Origin of the sequence: Oceanobacillus neutriphilus (assembly GCF_014645515.1) — a bacterium.
GTDB classification, from domain to species: Bacteria; Bacillota; Bacilli; order Bacillales; family Amphibacillaceae; genus Oceanobacillus; species Oceanobacillus neutriphilus.
The window spans coordinates 134,832-160,064 of sequence record NZ_BMLW01000013.1; the positions used below are offsets into that span (position 1 = coordinate 134,832).

At 39.1% G+C, this 25,233-nt stretch carries 23 protein-coding genes, 1 pseudogene and 1 other annotated feature (1 of these 25 cut by a window edge); of the genes and pseudogenes, 11 read left to right on the forward strand and 13 right to left on the reverse strand.

From position 1 onward, the window contains the following. Positions 1-76: 76 nt before the first annotated feature. From IEX29_RS20300 to fni, 8 genes are all read right to left on the reverse strand, one after another. Entirely contained in the window at positions 77-805 is a 729-nt protein-coding gene (locus IEX29_RS20300) for a SurA N-terminal domain-containing protein (RefSeq protein WP_188736655.1), read from the reverse strand. Between the two features lie 571 nt (positions 806-1,376). Further along, a complete protein-coding gene (locus IEX29_RS20305) occupies positions 1,377-2,402 on the reverse strand; it encodes an iron chelate uptake ABC transporter family permease subunit (RefSeq protein ID WP_188736796.1) in 1,026 nt (341 codons plus the stop codon). A 34-nt stretch (positions 2,403-2,436) separates the two neighbouring features. Next, positions 2,437-3,426: an ABC transporter permease gene (locus IEX29_RS20310; RefSeq protein WP_188736798.1), complete on the reverse strand. Its 990-nt coding sequence runs from the start codon at positions 3,424-3,426 to the stop codon at positions 2,437-2,439. Between the two features lie 44 nt (positions 3,427-3,470). Further along, positions 3,471-4,526 carry a siderophore ABC transporter substrate-binding protein gene (locus tag IEX29_RS20315; protein ID WP_188736657.1) on the reverse strand — a complete coding sequence of 352 codons (1,056 nt, stop codon included), beginning with the start codon at positions 4,524-4,526 and terminating at the stop codon, positions 3,471-3,473. 362 nt (positions 4,527-4,888) lie between these two features. After that, positions 4,889-5,659: an iron ABC transporter ATP-binding protein gene (locus IEX29_RS20320; protein ID WP_188736659.1), complete on the reverse strand. Its 771-nt coding sequence runs from the start codon at positions 5,657-5,659 to the stop codon at positions 4,889-4,891. Between the two features lie 412 nt (positions 5,660-6,071). Further along, positions 6,072-6,794 carry a DsbA family oxidoreductase gene (locus tag IEX29_RS20325; protein ID WP_188736661.1) on the reverse strand — a complete coding sequence of 241 codons (723 nt, stop codon included), beginning with the start codon at positions 6,792-6,794 and terminating at the stop codon, positions 6,072-6,074. A 123-nt stretch (positions 6,795-6,917) separates the two neighbouring features. Beyond that, entirely contained in the window at positions 6,918-7,367 is a 450-nt protein-coding gene (locus IEX29_RS20330) for a DUF2188 domain-containing protein (RefSeq protein WP_188736663.1), read from the reverse strand. 94 nt (positions 7,368-7,461) lie between these two features. Beyond that, entirely contained in the window at positions 7,462-8,511 is a 1,050-nt protein-coding gene (gene fni / locus IEX29_RS20335) for a type 2 isopentenyl-diphosphate Delta-isomerase (protein ID WP_188736666.1), read from the reverse strand. A gap of 216 nt (positions 8,512-8,727) precedes the next feature. Between fni and IEX29_RS20340 the strand changes: the two genes are divergently transcribed. Beyond that, positions 8,728-9,270, forward strand: coding sequence for an HD domain-containing protein (locus IEX29_RS20340; RefSeq protein WP_188736668.1), 543 nt, complete (start codon positions 8,728-8,730; stop codon positions 9,268-9,270). A gap of 74 nt (positions 9,271-9,344) precedes the next feature. Here IEX29_RS20340 and IEX29_RS20345 read toward each other — a convergent pair whose 3' ends face one another. The 3 genes from IEX29_RS20345 to IEX29_RS20355 all read right to left on the reverse strand — a co-directional run bounded on the left by IEX29_RS20345 (position 9,345) and on the right by IEX29_RS20355 (position 11,762). Continuing rightward, positions 9,345-10,169 (reverse strand): aldo/keto reductase, encoded by an 825-nt coding sequence (locus tag IEX29_RS20345; RefSeq protein WP_188736670.1) that lies wholly within the window; start codon positions 10,167-10,169, stop codon positions 9,345-9,347. A gap of 191 nt (positions 10,170-10,360) precedes the next feature. Then, complete coding sequence (locus IEX29_RS20350; RefSeq protein WP_188736672.1) at positions 10,361-10,927, reverse strand: DNA-3-methyladenine glycosylase I; 567 nt, start codon at positions 10,925-10,927, stop codon at positions 10,361-10,363. Beyond that, complete coding sequence (locus IEX29_RS20355) at positions 10,920-11,762, reverse strand: sulfurtransferase (RefSeq protein WP_188736674.1); 843 nt, start codon at positions 11,760-11,762, stop codon at positions 10,920-10,922. The genes IEX29_RS20350 and IEX29_RS20355 overlap by 8 nt, the downstream gene beginning before the upstream one ends. A 197-nt stretch (positions 11,763-11,959) precedes the next feature. Here IEX29_RS20355 and IEX29_RS20360 point away from each other — a divergent pair, with 197 nt between their 5' ends. The 5 genes from IEX29_RS20360 (at position 11,960) to mnmH (ending at position 17,220) form a co-directional block, all read left to right on the forward strand. Then, on the forward strand, positions 11,960-12,280 hold the full coding sequence (locus tag IEX29_RS20360) for a Fic family protein (protein WP_188736676.1): 321 nt from the start codon (positions 11,960-11,962) through the stop codon (positions 12,278-12,280). Positions 12,281-12,435: 155 nt separating this feature from the next. Then, positions 12,436-13,665, forward strand: a complete 1,230-nt coding sequence (pepT, locus tag IEX29_RS20365) for a peptidase T (protein WP_188736679.1) — start codon at positions 12,436-12,438, stop codon at positions 13,663-13,665. Between the two features lie 254 nt (positions 13,666-13,919). Then, on the forward strand, positions 13,920-14,948 hold the full coding sequence (locus IEX29_RS20370; protein WP_188736681.1) for a D-alanyl-D-alanine carboxypeptidase family protein: 1,029 nt from the start codon (positions 13,920-13,922) through the stop codon (positions 14,946-14,948). 143 nt (positions 14,949-15,091) lie between these two features. Further along, positions 15,092-16,144: a selenide, water dikinase SelD gene (gene selD, locus IEX29_RS20375; RefSeq protein ID WP_188736683.1), complete on the forward strand. Its 1,053-nt coding sequence runs from the start codon at positions 15,092-15,094 to the stop codon at positions 16,142-16,144. Positions 16,145-16,167: 23 nt separating this feature from the next. Beyond that, a complete protein-coding gene (gene mnmH, locus IEX29_RS20380) occupies positions 16,168-17,220 on the forward strand; it encodes a tRNA 2-selenouridine(34) synthase MnmH (protein ID WP_188736685.1) in 1,053 nt (350 codons plus the stop codon). Positions 17,221-17,304: 84 nt separating this feature from the next. Here mnmH and IEX29_RS20385 read toward each other — a convergent pair. Further along, positions 17,305-17,808: pseudogene (locus IEX29_RS20385) on the reverse strand (LURP-one-related/scramblase family protein). Positions 17,809-18,098: 290 nt separating this feature from the next. On the opposite strand from IEX29_RS20385, the gene IEX29_RS20390 reads away from it, so the two are divergent. Genes IEX29_RS20390 through IEX29_RS26850 form a run of 4 tightly spaced genes read left to right on the forward strand, consistent with a single transcriptional unit; the run spans position 18,099 to position 22,325 of the window. Further along, on the forward strand, positions 18,099-19,712 hold the full coding sequence (locus IEX29_RS20390; RefSeq protein ID WP_188736687.1) for a spore germination protein: 1,614 nt from the start codon (positions 18,099-18,101) through the stop codon (positions 19,710-19,712). Continuing rightward, positions 19,702-20,928, forward strand: coding sequence for a Ger(x)C family spore germination protein (locus IEX29_RS20395; RefSeq protein ID WP_188736688.1), 1,227 nt, complete (start codon positions 19,702-19,704; stop codon positions 20,926-20,928). The genes IEX29_RS20390 and IEX29_RS20395 overlap by 11 nt, the downstream gene beginning before the upstream one ends. 18 nt (positions 20,929-20,946) lie before the next feature. Next, positions 20,947-22,038, forward strand: coding sequence for a GerAB/ArcD/ProY family transporter (locus tag IEX29_RS20400; RefSeq protein WP_188736689.1), 1,092 nt, complete (start codon positions 20,947-20,949; stop codon positions 22,036-22,038). Positions 22,039-22,097: 59 nt separating this feature from the next. Next, a complete protein-coding gene (locus tag IEX29_RS26850; protein ID WP_229720315.1) occupies positions 22,098-22,325 on the forward strand; it encodes a YczF family membrane protein in 228 nt (75 codons plus the stop codon). A gap of 412 nt (positions 22,326-22,737) precedes the next feature. Here the strand turns inward: IEX29_RS26850 and IEX29_RS20405 are convergent, their stop codons facing one another. Continuing rightward, positions 22,738-23,976, reverse strand: coding sequence for an aminopeptidase (locus tag IEX29_RS20405; protein ID WP_188736691.1), 1,239 nt, complete (start codon positions 23,974-23,976; stop codon positions 22,738-22,740). A gap of 620 nt (positions 23,977-24,596) precedes the next feature. On the opposite strand from IEX29_RS20405, the gene IEX29_RS20410 reads away from it, so the two are divergent. After that, positions 24,597-25,145, forward strand: coding sequence for a nitroreductase family protein (locus tag IEX29_RS20410; protein ID WP_188736693.1), 549 nt, complete (start codon positions 24,597-24,599; stop codon positions 25,143-25,145). 84 nt (positions 25,146-25,229) lie between these two features. Continuing rightward, positions 25,230-25,233, forward strand: a binding site (T-box leader) (it continues 234 nt past the right edge of the window).

Sequence of the window (25,233 nt, forward strand, 5' to 3'; positions counted from 1 at the left end):
ATTCGGGTTTTACAGATAATTCTTCATATAAAAATCCAGTCATCTTTTGCAAATGACTGGATTTTTATATACTCTTTTATATTAATTCTTCGATTTCTGCAGATTCTCTTAGTTCATTTACTTTATCTGCATATTGCTCCCGCTGTTTATTCTGTGCAATCATACCTTCAAGCTGTGCTCTGGTTTCATCATTCAGTTCTCCTGCCTCCTGATCGCCAGACTGCTCTGCCATTTGATCATACATCTCTTCAACTTCTTCGTCTGTCACTTCCACATCAAATTCTTCTTCCATATATTTTCCGGTTGCAAGGTCAAACTTTAATTGTTCTGCATACTGTTCTTCGCTTAAATGTAATTGATCGAGCGTGGTTTGAAATTGTTCTTCATCTGCTTCTTTCATTGCATCTAACTCTGCCTGAACTTCATCATCTGTCACTTCTACACCAGCTTCATTTGCTTCTTGCATAATAAGCTCTTGTTCCACCAGGAATTTAATGGTCTCATCCTGCAATGCCTCTGTATCTTCTACATCTTGTCCTGATTGAAACATTACTGATTTAACCAAAGGATAGGCTCTATTATAAGCAGCTCCCTGAACCTCTTCTCCATTTACAGAAACAACAGGTTCTTCTTCATCAAGAAATTCATCATCTTCAAACTCCGGTGTTGCCTGCTCTTGCTGCTCTGGAGCACCTTCTTGCTGCTGGTCTCCTTCCTCTTGTTTTTCTGTATTGTTATCATCATTTCCACATGCTGCTAAAAGCATGGTTATAATCATCATTATCGTTAATGTCAGTTTCTTCATTTAAACATCCCTCACTTTAAAAATTTGTCATGTTCCATTCAATCATACTTGGCTATCTTGTTTCAAGTTTTCGAGCAATTTATTTTTAACAGATAACATGACCCTCCATATATCCTTCCCCACTTTTATATACAAAAAACTCCCAACTCGAAATTAAATTATGAAATACCCCTTTTCAACCTGTATAGAACATTCTGCTAGCGAAGGCGGACCGTTTTGACTCCTGAAGGGAAAGCAGAAAGCGTCGTTTAACACGTAACAACTGGACCGAAGCAACTAAGATAAAGGAATCATGCCCCTTTAGGGGTATGCCGCCGTTAGGCTTCAGCCTGCTTTTAGTCGGCCTTCCTTTACTTTAACGGATGATGACTTTCACCCGCGGGGCATAGGCGCGACTTTAGCTCTGTCTAAGGAGGCGCTAGAAATATTTTTCCTTTACTTTAAGGAAAAAAGCTCCATGTTCTTATTTCCTAAGATAGACAATAAAAAATATCCTCAAATCTGTTAAAAAGCAATCATACATGACTTTTAACAGATTTGAGGATATAGAAATACTGATAAACTTGAATGATCATAAAGTCTTCCTCTTTAAGATGATAATTAAGAATGTAACTCCACCAACGATTTCAATAATAATGGAAACCACGCCTTGAGCGTTAAATACATGATTCATAATAAAATATGCACCAGTTAGTATCAGGAATCCGATAGCGAGAGCCATTGGAAAAATATATCTGTGATCATAGGTTCGTGCCAGCTGATAACTCAACGTTGCAACCAAAAAGCCAAAGAAAGTAAGCGGCCCGACTAAAGCAGTTGAGATGGACATCAGTATAGAAACTAATACAAGAACATAAATGATACTAAACTTATGATTAACTCCTAAAGAACTGGAAATCTCTTTTCCGAGTGACAATACATTTAATTTCTTCGCATAAGCAAAGAGAAGGAATGCTGCAACGATTACTATTGGAATTGCAATAGGAAAATATTCTGCATCTGCATTATTGACAGATCCAAACAGCTTCGCCTGCAGGATATCAAATTCAGAAGGTGCTAGCAGTTTTCTCATAAAGGTTGACAATGACCTTAGTCCCGTTCCGATAATGATTCCAACCAAAAGCATCAGCTGTAAATTTCCATACTTTCCTGAAAGTAACCATCCATAAAGCACTAAACACATCGCGACCATAATAGCCACTTGGAATAAAAATGATCCAGTACCCATATAACCTATAAACGCAGTGGCACCAAAGAAAAACATGGTACTCGTATGTATCGTGGAATAAAGTGCTTCAAACCCTAAAAGCGAAGGAGTTATAACCCGGTTATTTGTAACCGATTGGAAAGCAACCGTCGCCAAACTTTGACAAACTGCTGCAATAATCATGGAAACAATAGCTACCATTCTTCTTTTTGCAACTGGGATAAAGGAAGGGGAGTCTACTGGAACTGGATTATTATAAACTAAAAGTCCATACGAAGAAAGAAGACCCAAACCAATCAACGCTATCAATAATATCCAATAACGCCTTTCCTCCTTTTTGGAACGAAAAGCTTTAGAAGGTTTATTTTTATTAGGAAGGCTGGAATCCATTTTGACATTTTTTTCATTAGTATATTCCAATTTGTTATCCTAGCCTCCTTCTTCTTAACAAAATAACAATAAATACGACTGCTCCCACTGTTCCAAGTATTAAAGAAACAGGTACTTCAAATGGCATAATAACTGTCCGGGATATGATATCAGCAGCGGTCAAGGCAGCCATTCCGGACACACAAACCCAAGGCAGATTACTCCTGAGATCATCGCCTCTAAACATAGAAACAATATTTGGGACAATCAAACCTAAAAAAGGTAAGTTTCCAATCACAGCTGCAACAATACCAACTGCGACGGCAATAAGCGCAGTACCAATAAGAACGATCTGATTATAACTCACGCCAAGATTTTTTGTAACTTCCTCCCCCAGTCCAGCTAATGTCAGTCTATTAGCGTAGATAAAAATGAGAAAAGTAATGGCAACAATCAGCCATAGATATTCATATCTTCCGACCTGTATCGATGCAAAAGAACCTACAAACCAGGTTTCCACACTTTGCGACATTTGAAAAACAAGGCCTACAAACGTGGAAACTGCAGAAATAACCGCTCCAAGCATGATCCCGATAATCGGGACAATTAAAGACGATCGAAGCTTCACTCTTCTTAAAAACAAAAAGAAAACCATCGTTCCTATAAAGGAAAAAATGATTGCTCCGGTCATTCTTTGGAATAAAGTTGGCGCAGGAGATAATAAATAAACTACAACTAATCCCAAGCCTGCCCATTCAATCGTTCCTGTTGTGGTAGGTTCAACTAAACGATTCTGTGTAATAAGCTGCATGACAAGCCCGGACATCGCCATTGCGGCTCCGGTAAGCATTAGTGCAGCTGTCCTTGGTATACGGGTGATGAAAAACATATCCATTCCATCTTCTTGTCCACGTATATCGTAAACTCCTACAAGCATAGAAATAATACCTAGAATAATAACAATGATAACTGCTAAAATAAAAGGCTTTGTCCATATTTTTTGATGATTTGAATGCAGGGGCTGAGAACTCCCAGCCCCGAACATTTTTTGTATTGTATTTTTTAGCACTATAGTTATACTCCTCTATACTATTCAGCTAAAGTATTTGCAAGATCCTCAAATAATTTAGTAAATGTTTGTATGGATTCATTTGTATAGGTATCTGCCGGTGCATAAACTATTTGTCCTTCAGTAACAGCAGTTGTGTTTTGAAGAGCAGGTGCATTGTCAATTACATCCTGAGCAGGGGTTGCCTCCTCTTCAGATGATATAGCAGCATCACGGTCCATTACGAAAATCCAGTCTGGGTCCGTTTCTGCAATAGCTTCAACAGAAATATCATCACCTTGGTGGTCTGAAGAAGACTGATCAATTTCTAATGCCGGCGTCCAGTCGAAAATATCGTACAATGGTCCCCACACACGGCCGGAATGAGGAGCTGCAAAATTAATGTCTCCACCAGATACGATAACACTCATTATTGTATCCGTTCCATTATAAGCAGATTTAGCATCTTCAATCGACTGATCAAAATCAGCTGTCAATTGTTCAGCTTCCTCATTTTTATCAAAAATTTGCCCAAGAGAATTTGTAACATCCTTAAATCCGTTTTCTAAGTTTTCTCCAGGTGTGTCAGCTTCCTCGGAAACATCAAAGTTAAGATCAATAACCACTGCGTTTGGCACTAATTCTTTTATATCTTCATAATAATTGCCAAACCTTTGACCAACGATGACAAGTTCAGGGTCTACCGCTGCGATAATTTCAAGGTTTGGTTCACGGTGGTTCCCAATGTTTTCAATTGATTCATCAGTTGCATAATCTATATTTTCAGGTATTAAATCTCTTGGAGCAGCAGCTAATTCAATACCCCAGTCAGATAACGTTTGAAACGTTCTGCTGTCTAAAGAAACCACATTCTTTGGATTTACCGGTACTGTAACTGTTCCATGGGCATCCGTTATTTCAACCGTCGCATCTTCAGCAGAATCCTCTGCTCCTTCATCCGTTTCAGCAGAATCGCTTGTCTGGTCATCAGCATTTTCATTTTCATCACTTGAATTTGAACAAGCTGCCAGTGTCAATGCGAAGATTGCGAATATTGCTATAATAAATGTTGACTTAAAAAGTTTTGTTTTTCTCATTCTCCTACCTCTTCCTTTATGTATTATTAATGATTAGACTATTAAATTGATCAAATTAATATCTGCGTTATATTTTAGCGAATGATTTAAATAATAATTATTATTTCTATTTTTGCAATCATATAACTTTTTGATAATGATAATCAATCTCAATTAGTCTGCTTAAAGTATATCAAATTAAGAAGCGTTGTCAACAGTATTTTGAAATTTATATATTATACAATAATCACCAATTCGGACACTCCTTTATTCTCGTTTTATCACGGGCAGGCGGGAGTATTTCTGTTCCACATCATAGACATGCGTGCTCCCTGTACAAGGAAGCACGCATGTATTTAGAAGTCCCTAACGGTTAAGTTCATTTAACTTATATGGGAATCAAAGTATACACAAAAACGGCAGCCGTTTTGCATATGGACGGGAATGTGCATATCATATACTTCGTTTAATGCCTCTGAATTAATAATTTCGTGTGTTGGACCATCTTTTATCAGCTGTCCATCTTTTAAAGCTACAATGTAATCCGAATAAACCGAAGCAAAGTTAATATCATGCAGTACAATCACAACGGTTTTCCCCAGCTCATCAACAAGCTTGCGTAAAATTTTCATGATTTGTACAGAATGCTTCATATCCAGATTATTTAATGGTTCATCCAGTAAAATATATTCTGTGTCCTGGGCAATAACCATGGAAATAAACGCCCGTTGCTTTTGACCGCCGGACAGTTCATCCAAGAATTTATGCTGGATATCTGTTAAGTTCAGATATTCAATTGCCTGATCGACGATTCGATTATCCTCTGTATTTAGACGGCCTTTTGAGTAAGGATAGCGGCCAAATGATACCAATTGCCGGATCGTTAATTTTACGTTAAAAAAGTTTGATTGTCTTAAAATGGCAATGCGCTTGGCAAATTCATTGGATTTCATATTCTTTATATTGTTTTTATCAAGTAATACATCTCCAGTGTCTGCATCAAGCAGCCGGCTTACCATGGAGAGCAGCGTTGATTTCCCTGCACCATTTGGTCCAATAAACGACGTAATTTTGTTAGGCTTAATTTGAACCGATACACCTTTTATAATAGGTTTATTTCCAAACCTCTTTGTCAATCCTTTTATTTCGATCATCTCGCAGCCCCTACTTTCTTTAAGTATTAACTAAAAATATAGAAATAAGTAAAAAGCATTCGTAATGCAATCAAATCTTCTATACATGCAAGGCCTTTCCCTGCAGGAATTCAACAAACTTCCTTATCTTAAGAATTCATTCAAAATTAAGCCAGATAATAATTATTATCAAACTCTAATAGTTCTAAATAAGAATGATATTCATTATCAATTAGATACCAATACCTAGTATATCAAATTTTCAGCCATCGTCAATGGAAGATTAATATTAATTAGAGAATAACAAAAAAAACTGCTCTTATAGGCAGTTTTTTTTGATTTTTGTTCAAGTTTTTGTCAAATTCATAATCGTTGATACTAATTAAAGGAAAGTTCCCTTTAATTTACAGAGATACTTTTATTAGCTTCTTCTTTATTTATTCTCACATCCATCGCCGGTACAGTAAGATGTTTTATTCTCATTTGGATTTAATGATTGCAAAACAGGCTTTGGCTTTTCCTGCTCCTCTTGCCACACCTTTTCAAGTACTTGTGTAAAAGTCTCTTCCGGCTGTGCACCAGAAACTGCGTATTTTTCATTAAATACGAAGAAAGGAACTCCCTGGACACCAAGCTGTTTTGCTAAATCTATATCCTCATTGACCTTATTACGAAATTTACAGCTTTCTAATACGGTTTCTGCATCTTCTCTATTTAAACCAATTTCCTCAGCTAAACGGATCAGTGTATTTTTATCACTCAACAGATCAGAATCTAAGAAATGAGCCTGGAATAAACGTTCTGTCAACTCAGCTTCCTTTTCATTTTCAGCAGCTAACTTAGCAAGTCGATGCGCATCAAATGTATTACTATATTTCATCGTTTCAAAGTTATAAGTTAAACCAACCTCTTCTGCTTGGTCTCCTACTTGTTTGTTCATCACAGATACCTGCTCCAAAGAAATACCCTTCAGCTCAGAAAATGTCTCAGCATAATTTTTTCCCGGGATATGCTGCGCAGCCGGGTCAAGCTGGTAGCTTCTAAACTGCACTGTTACCTGATCACGGTATGAAAACTTCTCCAAAGCGTGTTCAAACCGGCGTTTTCCAATATAACAAAATGGGCATACAAAGTCAGACCAAATTTCAACTTTCATTTTTGTTCACCTCAATTTCCCCATTTATTTTAGCACAAGGAAACCTGGGAACAAAGTAATCTGCATTCATTCTTGGCACTGACTATTTTCACATTCAAAATAGCAGGATGACTGCGGTAAAAATCAGTAATTTCTTTTATCCTCTATTGCCCCGTCTGCCCGATAAATGGTTAAAGATGTCCCTTTATTTTTGGCAATTTCCGCGGCTCTTTTCACTGCCTCCTCTTTGTTTTTAAATATTTCACTTGCCTGACTGGAACCTGTAGACGCTACAGCCCAGCCTTCCTCATGGGAGTAGACCTCTTCGCCTTCCTCCAGACGCTCGGGGTTATTTGTTTTTTCTTTCCCTTCTTTGGACCGTTGTGTTGGTTTTCCGCTTTTTTCATAGCTGCGAATCTCTTCTTTATCGGCATTATTATACCATTCCTTCGCCTGCTCAATAGCTATCGGAATAGCCCGTCCTTCCTGATAGCCGTCATCAAGCATGGAATTAGCAATATCAATGGCTTTTTTAAGAACAGGTTTTTCAAGATTTTTCATGGAGCTTGGATAATCATTCATTGTCCAAACCATTAAAAACGCCTCCTTTTTATATGGAGTTTTCCCGTTTCGAATGACATAAAACATCTTTATCCATAAAAAAGCACGGGAATATTCCCGTACTTTTTTACGTATCTAATAGCGATCTTCCATTAATGGAGACACGCTTTGTGTTCTTCAATTCATCAAGATTGACAGCTCCAATACCGAACATCGTCATCTTCAGCTCTAATTCTAATTGCTCCATTGTTTGAACAACAGCTTCTGCTGATTCTGTCGCTGCCTGAAGCAAGTGTCTTGCATAACCGATTACATCTGCACCGATTGTAATTGCCTTTGCAGCATCTACTCCTGTTTTCATGCCGCCGCTTGCGACAAGCGGTGCATCCGGAAGCTGGCTGCGTACAGATACCAGACAATCCTTCGTTGGATTTCCCCAGCTATTAAATGCTTCTGCCGCTGCTTTCTTCAATGGGTCCTTAGAACGTAGCTTCTCAACCTGACTCCAGGATGTCCCGCCGGCTCCGGCAACATCGATATAAGATATTCCTGCGTCATAAAGCCTTTTCGCTGCTTCTCCATCAATTCCAAAGCCAACTTCTTTCACGCCGACGGGTGCATTTACCTGCTTACAGACCTGTTCAATCTTTGGCAGCAAGTCTTTAAAATTTAAATCGCCGCCATCCTGTACTGCTTCCTGCAAGGAGTTTAAATGCAGGACAATAGAATCAGCCTCAGTTTTATCAATAATACGCTGACATTCTTCTGCTCCGTAGCCGTAATTTAATTGAACGGCTCCAATATTTACAATTAATGGCACAGTTGGGGCCTGCTGACGGATAAGGAAGGATTCTTTATGCTGATCACTTTCTAAAAATGCTCTGGTTGAACCGATGGCTAATACCCATCCTTTTTGCTCCGCAGCCAAGGCTAAATTTTGATTAATGGTTGTCGCCAGCTCTGAACCGCCCGTCATGGAGCTGACCAGAAATGGCGCCTGTAAAGCTTTGTTCAAGAATGACGTTGCAAGTGAAATATCGGCAAAGTCAATCTCCGGCAAAGCATTATGGAGAAAATGAATTCCTTCCAGCCCAGTTGATTTATTGACACCCTCTACCTCTCCCTCAAGGCAAAGACGGATATGTTCTGTTTTACGTTGGTTGATTCCTTTTTCCATAATTGTCCCTCGCTTATCTCAATTTAGTACTATATCTAGTGTACTTGTTTCGTGAAATAAATGAAAGATAAATGACGCTGAGCCAGTATACTGTAAAAATAAATAGAAAGATTTCTAAACAGTTCAGATTTCAGGCATTTCTTCATATAAAGTTCAGATTATAAGTGTGTTTTCTGTTATAATAATACTACTTATTTATGTTTTTGGGAGGAAATAATGAAAAGAAACCACGCAAAAGCTTTTGCCACAAAAGCTCATCAAGGGCAAATACGTAAAAATTCAAGTGAGCCCTACATCACCCACCCTGTTCGTGTAGGAGAACGCTTAGAAAAAGAAGGCTGTTCGGATGATTTAATCAGCGCAGGCTATTTACATGATGTTGTAGAGGATACCAATGTCAGTATTGAAGATATTGAACAGCAATTCGGGAAAAAGATTGCGGATCTTGTTGCTTCCCATACAGAGGATAAATCAAAATCCTGGTGGGAAAGGAAAAAGGCAACGGTAGATCATTTAAAGGATGCTCCAAAAGAAGTGAAATATCTGATTATTGCGGACAAACTGGATAACCTCTTAGAATTGGAGAAAGAGCATAAAGAGATTGGTGACGACATTTGGAAGAACTTCAATGCCGGGTACCGCCAGCAAAAATGGTATAACGAAGAAATTGCTAAACAAATGTATGCTCACTTATCCCCTCATGAGATTCCTCCATATTTTAAAGAGTTTGAACAGGCTGTAAAACGTTTTTTCAAGTAATTAGAAAACACCTTCTCTCTAATATAAAAGAGGAAAGGTGTTTTAAATTTATATAATGCTTGTCGTATTCAAAATTAGCGTTTGTTCATTTCATTTGGATGTGATCCGCTTCGGATATTGCGATCCAGGGCATCAATTGTTTTCAGTTCTTCTTCACTTAACTCAAAATCAAACACGTCCAGATTTTCTTCAATGCGGGAAGGTGTCACTGATTTTGGTATAACAATCAAATCTGACTGCAAATGCCAGCGAAGAATTACTTGTGCAATTGTTTTCCCTTTTTCTTCAGAAATTTGCTTAAGAGCTTCATCCTCTAAAACATCTCTGCCATTCATAAGCGGGCTGTAAGCTTCTACATGGATGCCTTTTTCTTTGCAAAATGCACGCAATTCTTTTTGCTGCAGGTACGGGTGGCATTCCACCTGGTTCACAGCAGGAACAACTTCACACTCCTCTAATAAACGCTCTAAATGCTCCACTTCAAAGTTGCACACGCCTATAGCTTTTGCCTTGCCATCTTTGTATATTTTCTCCAAAGCTTTATACGTATCAATATACTGGTCATATTCCGGAGTCGGCCAGTGAATCAAATATAGATCTACATAATCAGTTCCAAGTCTTTCTAAGCTTGCATCAAATGCTTTTAAGGTTTCATCATAACCATGATCTGCATTCCATACTTTGGTTGTAAGGAAGATTTCTTCGCGCGCTACGCCGCTATTTGCGATTGCTTGTCCAACACCTTCTTCATTTCCATAAACTTTCGCTGTATCAATCGAACGGTAACCAGACTTTAACGCATGCTCTACAGCAGGAATCGCTTCTTGATTTTCTACTTTCCAGACTCCAAAACCAAGCTGCGGCATTTCCAATCCATTATTAAGTGTAACGTATTTCATATTCGTAAGTCTCCTCCTCTAAGTAATTTTATTTCTGTTTAGTAATATCAGATTGCTTCTTTCCTGTAATTCATTTTGATTTTACAATAATAGGCAGGTAAAACAAAGAAAAGTGCCTAACGCATTTAACCGATTTGCTATACACCTATACAGAAAAATCCGAAAGCTATCCAATTACTTTCTGCATGTTATTATTTATTTTCGCTTAAGAAACAATTTGTCGTATGGTCATTTACCATCCCAGTCGCTTGCATAAAAGAATAACAAATCACTGGTCCAACAAAGGAAAATCCTCTCTTTTTCAAATCCTTGCTTATTTGCTTTGATAACTCTGTCTGAGCAGGCACCTCTTCATGCTTTTCCCAATGATTTACAATGGGTTTTCTGTCAACGAATCCCCATATATATTGATCGAACGATCCGAACTCTTCTTGAACCTGTTGGAACGCATTTGCATTTTTTATCACAGATTCAATTTTTCTTCTGTTACGGATGATTCCCTCATCCTCCATTAACGCCTCTACTTTATCATCTGGATAAGCAGCGATCACGTCAACTTCAAAGTTATCAAAAGCCCGGCGGTAATTTTCCCGGCGTTTTAGAATCGTGATCCAGCTTAACCCGGCCTGCGCACCTTCCAGTGTCAGCATTTCAAATAGATAGCGGTCATCACCGAAGACCGGGTTCCCCCATTCTTTATCATGGTAAGCAATATAAATATCCTCCTCACTTACCCAGGCGCAGCGCTCCTTACTCATCCTCTTCACCGACAGTTACTTCATTCTTTTCATAAGAAATCCAGTCACTAAAGCTTCCTGGATACAGTTTTACATTTGTAAATCCAGCATTATCAAGTGCAAGAATATTCGGGCACGCCGAAACACCGGATCCGCAGGAAACAATAATTTCATCATCCTTATTAAACTGAGAAAAATGCTCCTGCAGCTGTTCTTCATTTTTCCATGAGCCGTCTTCTTTTAAAACACCTTTCCAAAAATAGTTTACTGCTCCTGGAATATGACCGGCACGGGCATACATCGGCTCCTCGTCTCCTAAATATCTGGCGCTTGATCTGGAATCAATAATAGTTGTTTCCGGAGAGGCAAGCTTCTCTTTTACTTCCTCCATATCAACATAACGATTATTCTTCTCATTTCTTTGGAAAGTTTTAGGTTGAAGATTCGGAACATCTGTGGTAAGCTTTCCTCCCTCTTCTACCCAACGGTCTATACCGCCGTCCAAAATATACACCTTCTCGTGACCTAAGTAGTCAAGAAGCCACCAAAAGCGCGGGGCAAACATATCGTTTCCCTGATCGTATACCACGACCGTTGTATCATGTGAGATGCCTAATTTCCCAAGTTTATTTGCAAAAAGCTCCCAGTCAGGTAAAGGGTGATTTCCGCCATGCTTTCCTGCCTTGCCAGACAAATCTCTATTTAGATCCATATAGACAGAACCGGGTAAATGACCTCGTAAATAAGCCTTCCGCCCAGCATCATCATCCATTAAATTAAATCGTACATCAACCATAACAATATTATTTTGCGTTAAGCGATGTTTCAATCTTTCTACGCTAATGATGTTTTTCAAAATCATACCCTCCCATATTCTACTTTTTCTAATCATATCATTTCTTGTATATTTTAACAGAAATAATATAAGTTCGGTTATATGTCAGCTGTTATTGAATATATGCTATATTTGATATAATTTAATTATAAGATGATACATAAAGGGGTTATTCAAATGAGTTACCTAACGAATATTTAGAAGATCTGCTTGTAAGAATGTCCCATCATTCCAATGCTATTGAAAATAACACCATTACATTACCGGAAACTGTATCTATCATTGTACACAGTATTGAATTTGAGCGTATTCACCCTTTTGCTGACGGAAATGGCCGGATTGGCCGATTGATGATGACCTATTTATTCTTAAAAAATAATTTACCCCCTCTTATTATTGAAGGAAAAGAAAAAGCGGCCTATACACAATTCTTAGCAAATAGAGATATAGAAGGATTTAGCGATTTTACAGAAAAGAAGCTAATAAAAGAAAAAGAGCGGATAGAAGCTTTTGAAAACAGCCAATCGAAGGATCTATAAAGAAGAACTTTTTCAATGACTGAAAAAATACTCTCATACGGATTTTTATTTAGACTATGGTAAAATATACAAAGAAACGTGAAATTAGCATTGCAGTAATTTTCACGTCAAAACAACTTTAACGAAATAAAATTTACTTAGAAGGAGTCTTTTTAATGAAGGAAAAACTAATCAAACGACTGGAAACTTATGCAAAAATAGATACTCAATCGGATATGAACTCGGAAACAACCCCTTCTACACCGGGACAATGGGATTTAATTAAGCTGTTGGAAAATGAACTGAAGGAGGTTGGATTGGAAGAAGTATCCTATGATGAAAATGGTTATTTAATGGCTACACTTCCTGCTAACACCGATAAGGATATTCCGGCTATTGGCTTTCTGGCGCATGTGGATACTGCAACAGACTTTACCGGCAAAGGTGTATCGCCAAAAGTAATCAATTATGAAGGCGGAGATATTGTATTGAATGAGGCTTTACAAGTAATTCTTTCTCCAGATAAATTTCCAGAGCTTTCAAATTATCAAGGACATCAACTGATGGTTACGGACGGAACAACTTTACTTGGAGCTGATGACAAGGCGGGTATTGCTGAAATTATGACAGCTGTGGAATACTTGATAAACCATCCGGAAATCGAACATGGAAAAATTCGTGTCGCTTTTACACCAGATGAAGAAATCGGCCGCGGACCACATAAATTTGATGTAGAACGCTTCGCCTGTGACTACGCCTATACTGTAGATGGCGGACCATTAGGCGAGCTGCAGTTTGAAAGCTTTAATGCTGCGGCAGCCAAAGTAACTTTTTATGGAAATAGTGTACACCCGGGAACAGCAAAAAATAAAATGGTAAACGCCGGCAAAATGGCTGCACAATTTATTTGCAAATTTCCTGATGGAGAGTCTCCAGAGCATACAGAGGAATACGAAGGCTTCTATCATCTGATCTCTGTAGAAGGAGATGTGGAAAAAACAACCGTATACTATATCATTCGTGATCATGACCGGGAAAAGTTTGAAACCCGCAAAAATACACTTACCCAGTATGTGGAAGAAATAAAGAACGGATATGGCGAGGATGCTGTTCAATTAGAAATGAAAGATCAGTATTACAATATGCGTGAAAAAATTGAACCTGTAAAGCATATTGTGGATATTGCCGAACAAGCTATTAAAAATCTTGATATTGAGCCGGTTATCCAGCCTGTCCGCGGTGGTACAGACGGTTCACAAATCTCCTTTATGGGATTGCCGACACCGAATTTATTTACCGGCGGCGAGAACTTCCATGGCAAGTTTGAGTACATTTCTATAGATAATATGGAAAAAGCAGCAAAAGTAATTGTGGAAATCAGCCGTTTGTTTGCAACAACAAAATAATATTTTGATTTCTCTACCTAAAACAAACCGGATAAAATCAGCCTATTGATTTTATCCGGTTTATTCTATATAAAATTTAATCTCTTTCTGACTTTCATTCTCTGTTAAAATTACATATACTAAATATAAAATAAAACTTCTATTCGCTGGAGGTTTACGAACACTCATGATGTGGTAAAGTTATTCGACAAAGCACTATTAAAAACATAAATTATCAGTTTATAAAACTTTATTTAAAGTAAGGAGATTTCTCAATGCAATTACTTAGCTGGATTATCTTCCCGGCCGTCTGCTTAACGCTTATTACCTGTCCATCTCATGAATCCCTTAAGGAAAATACAGATTCTGAAGCTTTTAAACAGCTTATCACGCAAGCAGAATCATATGTCAAAGAAGAGACAACTCCTCCTGATGCCTATCTGCAGAAGTTTGACCAGGACGAGAATGTACAGCTTTTAAAAGCAGCTTTAAACCAAATCGGCTATGATTTAGACCTTTCTGATTTTTACGATGAAGAGCTTACCTGGGCTGTTACAGATTTCCAGATACAGTCTGAAAATGCTTCTATTTCGGGCATTTATGATGAAGCAACGAAAGAGGAATTATTAGCTTATTTTGAGGAGGATAAAAGTATTGAACCGGGAGAGGGTTTAGCTCATCCCCCTGAAGAACCTGAAGTAACAGAAGCCGGAACAGAGGTTGTCGGCAATCCATATGATGAATTAGCACTGGTAAATAAAAGCTTCGCACTTCCCGAGGATTATATCCCGGAAGACTTGATGGTACCAGATGTGCCTTTCCCTTTTACAGAGGACTTACCTAAAAAATACATGCGCGAGAATGCAGCACACGCGCTTGAAGATTTATTTGAAGCTGCGGAAGATGCCGGTCTTGAGATGTTTGCCCAATCCGGATACCGTTCTTATGACCGGCAAGTCGATGTATTTGCAGCTAATGCCTCCCAGCATGGCGAGGATTACGCAAATAAATTTAGTGCCCGCCCTGGAGAAAGCGAGCATCAGACAGGGCTGGCTATGGATGTAACCAGCGCAGAAGTAAATTTAGAATTGGTAACGGAGTTTGGGGAGACCGAGGAAGGTAAATGGCTTGCTGAACATGCACCTGAATTTGGTTTTATCATCCGCTTCCCTGAGGGTAAAGAAGATATCACCGGCTACCAATATGAGCCTTGGCATGTTCGTTATGTCGGTGAAAAAACGGCTAAATACGTAACTGAAAAAGGCATTACTTATGAAGAGTATGTAGAGCAATTTAATAATTAGATTAAGGTAATACGCTGGAATATACAGATATTCCAGCGTATTTTTTGATACTGTAAAACTTATATAAAATCTCAACAGGGCATCTCTCCCCGCAGGATATGTTAAAATTGATATTGAAAATTAAATTCAGAAGGGTTGATCATATGAATAATAATGAGTCTATTAAACTAACTGCTTTATCCTCCAAAGGTGGATGCGGCTGTAAAATCGGGCCAGCAGATTTACGCCAGGTATTACAGTCCCTTTCTCCCGCAACAGATAACCCTAATTTATTAGTTGGTCTGGATACCAGTGATGATGCAGGTGTCTATAAATTAAATGATAATACGGCGATTGTTCAGACACTCGATTTCTTCACACCGATTGTAGATGACCCTTATTCCTTTGGGCAAATTGCTGCTGCTAATGCAATCAGTGATGTCTACGCAATGGGAGGAAAACCGATTACAGCGTTAAATATAGTCGCTTTTCCAATTGCTGATTTAGATAAACAGATTCTTTCCCGCATTTTGGAGGGTGCAGACAGCAAACTGAAAGAAGCGGGCGTAGCTTTGGTCGGCGGTCATTCCATCGATGATAAAGAACCAAAATTCGGACTGTCTGTTACCGGAACAATCCATCCTGACAAGATCCGTACAAACAGCGGTGCTAAGCCAGGTGATGTGCTTATTTTAACCAAACCAATCGGCGTAGGTATCTTAACGACTTCTATTAAAAGAGGATTGTTAAACGAATCGGAAATAGCTCGCGTTACAAAGGTAATGGCGACATTGAATAAGGCAGCTGCAGAAACAATGGATAACTATGAAGTACACGCATGCACAGATGTTACCGGATTTGGCCTGCTTGGACATGCTTCTGAAATGGCAAAAGGCAGCGAGGTGGAAATCCGTATTTCAAATCAGCAGGTCCCTGTTTTACCAAGAGTGAAGGAGCTTGCTGAAAATAGCGCAGTTCCCGGCGGTACGAAAAATAATTTCAACTATTTACAAGAAGATGTCACCTTTGCAGAATCATTGGATCAGATTGATCAATGGATACTATGTGATGCAGTAACCTCAGGCGGTTTATTGGCTGCAGTGAAAGAAACGGACGCTGAAAAATTACTTGCAGACCTTCGGGATAAAAACATAGAAGCTGCAATTATTGGCAGTGTCACAGATGGGAACAATGGTCATATAACTGTGGTAGAATAATTAGTTCGTTAGGAAGTGAAGGTATGTTTCAGGATATTGAGTTACATGATTTATTGAAGAGACAAAAGGAAGAGCCCATTGCATTAATTGATGTACGTTCTCCACAGGAATTTGCTGAATTCCGTATTCCGGGAAGCATAAACATTCCTATCTTTAATAATGAAGAACGCGCAGAGGTAGGCACCATTTATAAACAAATCAGTCCGGAAGCAGCGAAGGAAAAAGGGTTAGAGATTTTTTCTGCAAAGCTGCCACAGTTTATTGCCGAGTTTCAATCGCTTGGAAAAGAAAAGGTTGTCTATTGCTGGCGCGGCGGAATGCGGAGTAAAACTGCTGCCACAGTTGTCGATTTAATGGGGCAAAAGGTTTCCCGGTTGAGCGGCGGTATCCGCTCATACAGAAAATGGGTGGTAAACAAATTAGATCAGCAGCAATCTTTTCCAAAAATGTACGTGTTAAATGGGTATACGGGATCTGGAAAAACTATTTTGTTACACCGGTTAAAGCAGCTGGGCTATCCTGTCCTTGATTTAGAAGGAATGGCAAATCACCGCGGGTCTATATTTGGCCAAATCGGATTGGATCCGAATAATCAAAAAACCTTTGAATCTTTATTGGTCCAGGAACTGGAACGCTATAATCAATCTCCATTTATTCTGCTGGAGGGAGAAAGTAAACGTATCGGCAAGGCAACACTGCCTTTATTTTTACATGAAGAAAAAGAAGCAAGTGTGCAGCTGTTTATCCATTTGCCTTTGGAAAAAAGAATTGAAAATATATTACGTGAATACAACCCGGAAGAACATCAAGTACAAGTAATAGAAGCTTTTCAAAGGATTCAAAAGCATATTCACACACCTATAGCCAAACAAATTGCCGATGACATAGAGTGTGGAAATTTCTCGTCTGCTGTAGCACTTTTACTGGAGTATTATTACGATCCAAGATATGAGCATACGCTTCATCACTATCCGGAAGATAAACAAATCCATATCCATGCCGATAATCTTGATGAAGCTTTGAATGCTGTTGTCAGCTTTATCAAACAGGAAGAAAATACAAATATTAAGCTGTAATCAGCTATTTTACAAGCTCCCATCCCTTTGATAATAGTGAAGGCAGATGGGAGCTTATTTCATATATTGAATTGAACCAGCCAATTAATTCGTAAATGTTGTTGCTGAAGCAGCTCCTTTCTCGTCAGCCTTCACACAATCAATGGCAACAACAAGTGCAATAACGGTTGTTTCCATCTCTTCATTCACTACTTACACCTTGTAGCTGTCCCCCCAGGTAAACCACTCCTTGCTCACTTCTCCGACGAGTTCGCCATGCTGGTACACCTGAAAGTGCATATCCCACCAGTTACCACGCACCTCAATATCTGCCGCATCAATGGAATAACGCGCTTTAAAAAAAGAAACTCCTTTCTTAATCGCTAACACTTCCCGGCCATTTACCTCCACAAAAAACTTCGGCAAAAAGCTGAATGTTTTTTTCGTTATGTGTGCTACTTCTTCTCCGCTTGCGTCCTTAATAGAGAAGGTCTTCGGAATTCGCATAAAGCTGCCTGCCACATAGTAAATATCTTTTTCCTGCTGATCCTTCACTGTGAACTTTTCGTTTAAGCTGAATACCTTTTGTTTTATATATAATTGTTTCATTCTTTGCCTCCTTCGATATACTGCTTCTATTTAAATTTAAATACACTTATCTTACATACAGAATCAAGTGGTAAGGTATTATTTAATACTAAAATTTCCCCAATAAGGTTTCATTCTTAAAGTAATTTTATCAAATTGTACTGCTTGACCGGAACTTATGAAGTTTTCCATATTATTTTCAGCTTTTCACCAAGTCTTACTCCCGTCCACATCACAAAGCCCATATTGTGCATAAAAAGTTATTTTTTGAACAAATTAGGGATAGTCAAAACAACGAGGTGTCCGATGTTATGTCTTATCGTAAATTTATAAAAAGAAAGAAGCCTAAAGAGCAAAGTGAAGATTTAGAAAAAGTTGAACCAAAAAGCATTGGCACTTCGATTAAAGAAAATCTGAATATCATTAAACAAAAAACTGGAAATAGTCCGGATATCATTATCCGTATGCTTACTTTTAGTCATGATCCCAGGGTGTCTACTGCCATCGTCCACGTAGACGGGCTGGTAGATAATCCTACAATTAATGAGTTTTTGGTGCAATCCATGGAAGACAGCGTTCAAGAAAAACTGGAGGAAAAAGATATTTTCAAGGTTTTTTCTGAAAAAGTTATTGCTGTCAGCAGCTTGGAAACACGGAAAGATTGGGATTCCTTATTTCAAGCTCTGCTTTCCGGGGACACCATTATCCTCGCCGATGGGAAAAAGGAAGCACTGATTGCCAGTACCCGGGGCGGAGAAAGACGTCTCGTTGAACAGTCTGATTCTGAAATTACGTTACGCGGATCTAAAGAAGGGTTTACGGAATCCATTAACACTAATACCGCTCTCGTGCGTCGAATTATTAAAAACCCGAATTTATGGGTGGAAACCATGAATCTCGGAAAACAGACGAACACAGACCTGTCGATTATGTATATCAATGGAATAGTTGATACCGACATAGTGAAAGAAGTCCGTCAACGTCTGGGCCGGGTAGACCTCGATGCCATTCTTGATTCAGGTTATATTGAACAGGTGATTGAAGATGAAAGTTCCGGGCTGTTTCCAACGGTTACTCATACAGAAAGACCTGATGCTGTTGCCGGCAACCTTCTGGAAGGAAGGGTCGCTATTTTTGTCAGCGGAACTCCTCATGTGTTGATTGTTCCTGCTGTCATGATTCAATTTTTCCAAACACCGGAAGACTATTACGTGCGCTTTCCGATTAGTACCTTGATTCGGATGTTACGTGTTTTCATGTTTTTGATTTCGTTGATTGGACCTGCTTTTTACGTGGCAGCTACCACCTTTCATCAGGAAATGATTCCAACAGACCTGCTCGTTATTATTGCTTCACAAACTGAATCCGTACCTTTTCCTGCAATTGTAGAAGCGCTGATTATGGAAGTCACTTTTGAGATTCTGCGGGAGGCAGGTTTAAGAATGCCGAACAAAATCAGTGCGACCATCTCAATTGTTGGAGCACTTGTCATTGGACAAGGGGTCATCCAGGCCGGAATCGTCTCCCCGGCAATGGTTATTGTCGTTGCAACTACAGCGATCGCCAGTTTGGCTACTCCTAATTATGACATCGCTATTTCTGCCCGTTTGCTCCGCTTTGCTTTTATGCTGAGTGCTGCAATTGCCGGATTTTATGGCATCATCCTCGGCTTGATTATGCTGATTGTTCATCTCGTCAGCTTACGTTCATTTGGAGTTCCCTATATGTCACCATTTGCACCATTGGTACCGAAAGGCTTGAAGGATACCATAATGCGAGGACCAATTTGGTCATTCAATGAAAGACCAAAATCTCTTCACCCCCAAAATCCTGTTCGCCAGGGTAAGCACCAAAAGCCCCTGCCGCCATTAAAACGGAGAATGGTCAGAACGAATACGAAAGAAGGAGATAAAAATGAATCGTAAATGGATAATTCCTTTTTTCATGGCAATCTATCTCCCTCTCCTTTCTGGGTGCTGGAGCAGTATCGAGTTAAGAGATTTGGCTATCGTTTCGGCTTATGCACTCGATAAAAATGAAGACGGAACTTACGTTGGCACGTTTCAGCTGATCAATCCAATGAATGTACCTGGAGCGCTTCAAGGAGGACAATCCGGACAAAAGCCAAGTATTGCTACCTATACAGCAACAGGAGGAAATCCGCTGGAAGTAGCCGATCGGGCCTCCACGAAGGTTTCAAGGGATCTCTATTTTGCACATACCAGTCTATTGGTTATCAGTGAAGAGCTTGCCAAAGAAGAAGGACTTTCCTCTATTTTAGATGCAATGGAGCGCGGTCTTGAATTTCGGACTACGACCAATATAGTAATTAGTCGGGATATGAAAGCAGGCGATTTCGTTCAGGTTTTAACAGCGATTGATCAAGTCCCTGCTGAAAAAGCAATTAAATCCTTAGAATTCACTGAAAAACTGTATGGAGAAAATATAGCTACCAATCTGCAGAAATTCATCAAGGCTGCTGTTTCGACAGGAAAAGAGCCGCTTGTCAGCGGCTTCACTGTAGAGGGAGATATCAAGAAAGCGAAAACCATGGAACAGCTTCAATCCTCGGAGGGAGAAGCGACAATTGAAGTAAACGGTATTGGTGTATTTAAAGAAGGAAAACTGATGAACTGGATTGAGGGCGATAGGAGCGAAGGAACATTGTGGGTACTGGACCAAATTCAGCAGGCTCCTGTAAATATTGATTGGAAGGACAAAAAAGAAGCTATCTCCTACAAAGTAGTACGCCAAAAAACAAATGTAGAGGCACAAACAAAGGATGGTAAACCAGTGATTTCAGTGCACATCCGTGCAGAAGGTGACCTTCGTGCGATAGATGTGCCGGTCAATGTGACAGACCCGCATGTATTATTCCGGATTGAGAAAGCATTGCAGCAGAAAATCAAGGATGAAGCTGAAGCAGCAATCCATGAAGCACAAAAAACCAAAACCGATATCTTTGGCTTTGGAGAAAAGCTGCATCAATCCGATCCACACAGCTGGAAGAAACTTGAACCAGCATGGCAGGATGTTTATTTTCCTGCATTGGATGTCGATGTGACGGTGGAAGCCTTTATTCGCCGTACAGGAATGAGAAACAACCCGTATCTTTTTGATCTGAACAAGAAAAGCGACTAGAAAGGAGGGAATTCATTTATGGAACAGGCAAAAATCAGCACAAGTCAATTGTTTATCCTTATGATTTTATTTCAGCTGAGCAATTCGTTGCTGATTCCTCTTGCCATGAAGGCGGGCCGTGACAGCTGGTTAGCTATTCTGATTGCAGCAGCTGTAAGTATCTTCTTATTTTTTATCTACCGTGCACTTTACCTGTATTATCCTACACTCTTGCTGACCGACTATACAGAGAAGCTGATTGGCAAGTTTTTAGGACGAATACTGGCATTCCTGTATATCCTCTTCTTTTTATATTCTGCTGCGAGGGTACTGCGGGAATTTGGGGTTATGCTGCTCTCTTTTGCCTTTCCGGAAACCCCTTTATTCGTTGCATGCGCCATGATGATGCTTGTGGTTATTTACACTGTGTTTAAAGGCATTGAAGTCGTTGCCAGAACAGGAGAACTGCTTTTTGTCATCATGGTTATGCTTGCATTCTTTCTGTTTCTCCTTATTGCTATCTCAGGTTTGATTGATATTTCCAATTTAAAACCAGCCTTTGAAGACTCACCAAAAATATTAGATACTGTATTTACAGAAACATTGTATGTTCCCTTTGGTGAAATCATTGTATTTACAATGATTTTCCCCTACTTAAATCAATCAAAAAAACTGGGAAAGACAGGGATTGCTGCAATTAGCATAACCGGAGCCTCTCTCGCTTTCACCACCATTTTGAATATCAGCGTTCTTGGTGTACCTCTTATTGAACGTTCTCTTTTTCCTTTATTAACAACTATTCAGTCTATTCAAGTCGGCGGATTTTTACAGCGTCTGGATGTTATCTTTATTCTTGCCCTGGTAATCGGGGGATTCTTTAAAGTTACAGTATATACATACTGCGCTGTCATCGGTACTGCCAGTTTGTTTGATATTAAAGAACCCTCTAAGCTGGCTTATCCAATGGGAATGACAGTTTTATTTTTATCCTTGATTATTGCGAGCAATTACTCCGAGCATATTGAAGAAGGGTTAAAGATATTCCCGCTCTATGCACAGCTCCCTTTTCAAATTATTCTTCCTGTCTTCCTGCTTATCATCGCCTTTCTCAAAAACAGAAAAAAGGGATAGAGTGCCTGTATTCACGAAAATGGAAAGATATTTAAATACGGATCGGAGAGTGTAATAAAGTGAAAATCATTGGTATTTGTTTGTTCATGTTCATCTTTTTAGCTGGCGTTTCCTTAGGGATTGATTATTTGAATAGATATGAATTACCCACTTTTAGATCCCTGAATCCTTTATATGTGATGGAAATTCCAGAATTAGCAATCATGTATCTGCTTCTTCTCTTCTTATTTATTGACCCTTTACTTTCTTTTTTACAAAAACGGCGAAATCGAAAAAAAGGAGAATAGAGAATATCCTTCCCCTACCCTCAAAAATAATATTTTATGATTTGCAATTTTCAATTTTAAAAAAACATTTTAATCATTTTTTAAAAAAGCTTTTTTTATTCACCGCAGTTCTATTAAATATTTTTTTAGCGTGTATGTAACACATGCCTTATGGCTACTGCTTTCATCCACTTTTTTTATTTGTGATTCGAGGTTTCTGTTTGAATATGAACAGAGAGCGGTAATTAATCGGCATTGAATAATAACTTCAGTGTGTAACCAATTTTCACCTTTATCGTGATGTAACTGGCTGGTCGACAAGCATGCCACGTCCTGGGACTGCGGTACAATAATTCCTCGTCCGTTCGAAAAACATTGTGGTAACCTACTTCTTATATGCTAAAACCCTCTGATTGAAGTTTCACTTTACATTTCAGAATGCCCAGCCACCATTTCTGAATATTGTTTCCCGTGTCCCGTCTTTATGTATGCCATCAATACTCATGTCAGCTGTGCCAATCATAAAGTCGACGTGAGTAATGCTTGTGTTAATGCCCTTCTCTTCCAGCTCTTTCTTTTCCATTTCATTCCCGCCTTCAATATTGATTGGGTATGCACTGCCAAGAGCCAGATGAGTAGAGGCATTTTCATCGAGAAGGGTATTATAGAAAATAAGATTCATATCAGAAATATGCGATCTGTACGGGACGAGTGCAATTTCGCCGATATAAGAAGCTCCTTCATCGCTTTCAAGTAAACGCCTCAGTGTTTCTTCTCCTTCTCTAGCGTTATACGAGATCACTTTTCCATTCTCGAAGGTCAGTTTAAAATCGTTGATTAATATCCCTCCGTAATTGAGTGGTTTCGTACTTGATACTGTACCGTTTACTCCTTCTTTTTTCGGGGCTGTGAACACTTCTTCGGTCGGGATGTTGGCAACAAAGTTTACCCCTTCCTTGTTGACACTTCCTCCCGCTTCCCAAATATGAGTTTCTGGAAGTTCAATTGTCAAGTCGGTTCCTTTAGCTTGAAAATGTAAGGCATGATAGTGCTTTGCATTTAAGAACTGCATTTTTTCATCAAGCATTTGCAGGTGGTTCTGCCATGCTGTTATCGGATTGGGTTTATTCACACGAGTCGCTGAAAAAAGTGCTTCCCACAGTTTATCTACCGCTTTTTTCCCTTTTGATTCAGGAAAGACTTTCTCCGCCCATTTCACCGAAGGCACTGCTACGATGGACCAGCTGACTCTATCAAACTGGGTATAGCTACGAAATTTAGACAATACTTTGCTTCTTGTTTTATTCTCCGTTGAAATACGATCCGGTTCGGTATCTTTCAGCAAATCCGGATCCCCTCCGGATTCAGAGATGCGCAGAAATGCAGCATTGTTTTCTGCTTCCTCTACAAGTGCTTGCACCTTCCAGTTGGGAAACTCTGAAAGAGACGCTTCAGAGGCGAGTTCAAATTTGAGACGGGTTAGCTCTTCGTCATTCCATTCTACGTGCACATGCTTTGCTCCCGCTTGATAAGCCTTCTTGGCGATAATACGAACAAATTCAGCTGCATATAGCGGGGTACTGATATAGAGTGTTTGGCCTTTCTGAAGGTTCACCCCTACTTTTAAAGCAATATCTGCGTAAATTTCAATTTTATCCTGAAATGTTGACATGCTTCACCCTCTTTTCTATGGATTGGATTTTACTCTCATACGTGAATTGTATCACTGGCAAGATATTTTTACATTACTCAAGTTTCGCACTTTAAAAGTAACTTCCTATCTACAGGAACAGGGTTAATCATTTCTTCCATATATCGGTTGACAAAGAAGATAGAAGGTAAAGTGTAAAGCTACCGCTGCGGCGGACCGTTTTGCTTTCCTAGGGGCACGCTCTTCATCTAACTTCATCAGGATATTATTTCTTCCATGCGCTGTAGAATCCTATTAGAGCGCAGGCCAACCACGTAGATTCCTATGGGAACAGAGCGAGCTGAAGATCCACTTGAAAAGCGGGTTTCTTTTCAAGTTAGCTGAAGCCGTCCCCATGGAAAGCGGAGTGGTTGGCCGGAGCGGAAGCTATACACAATAACCTGTTCAAAAAATAAAAGGAAGATTTAACTAAAAGCAAGCATGTTAATAGAGACCATGTTCATCCTGGAACAGCAAGGTTAGTATGTTTATTTTTAGGTACGAAAGTTAAGTGCATTAAAAATACATTTGCAAAGATTTTATAAATTCGTTACAATTTAATTGATAATAGTTATCAATTAAATTGTATAGGGGTTTATTTCATGAGTCGAACAGAGCTTGCAAAATTAATTCGTGAACGTCGCGCGATAAAAAAAGGATACAATGATAAAAAAGTGACCAAAGAAACTGTGATGCAACTATTGGAGGAATCCATCTGGGCTCCCACCCATGGGATGAGACAGCCATGGCGTTTTCTATTTGTTGATAAAGATCACCTCCCCGGCTTTGCTAAAAAAATTGCCGCTACATATCCTGAAGAAAGACAAGAAAATCGTGAAAATTATTTAAATGAGCCAAATGCCATCCTTGTTGTCATCATGAAAACCTCCGATATTCCAAAGCAATGGGATGAGAATTTTGGTGCTGTCTCCGCCATGATTCAGAATTTTTGGCTGTTGGCATGGGAAGAAAAGCTTGGTATCGTCTGGAAAACGAATCCGCATATTTATGATGAAAAAGTAAAAAAAATTCTCAATGTAAAGGACAATGAAAAAATCGCCGGTTTTATTCATATGGGTTATTTTGATGAAGTCCCAGATGAGAAAGGGCGTATTCCTTTGGCAGACAAATTTGAAGTATTTGAAGGATAATAAAATCAGATAATTTTATTTTTTTCTATAAATCTATTGACAAGTGCCTGTCTCTTCGTTTAGTATTAGTTTCAATAATTAAATGATG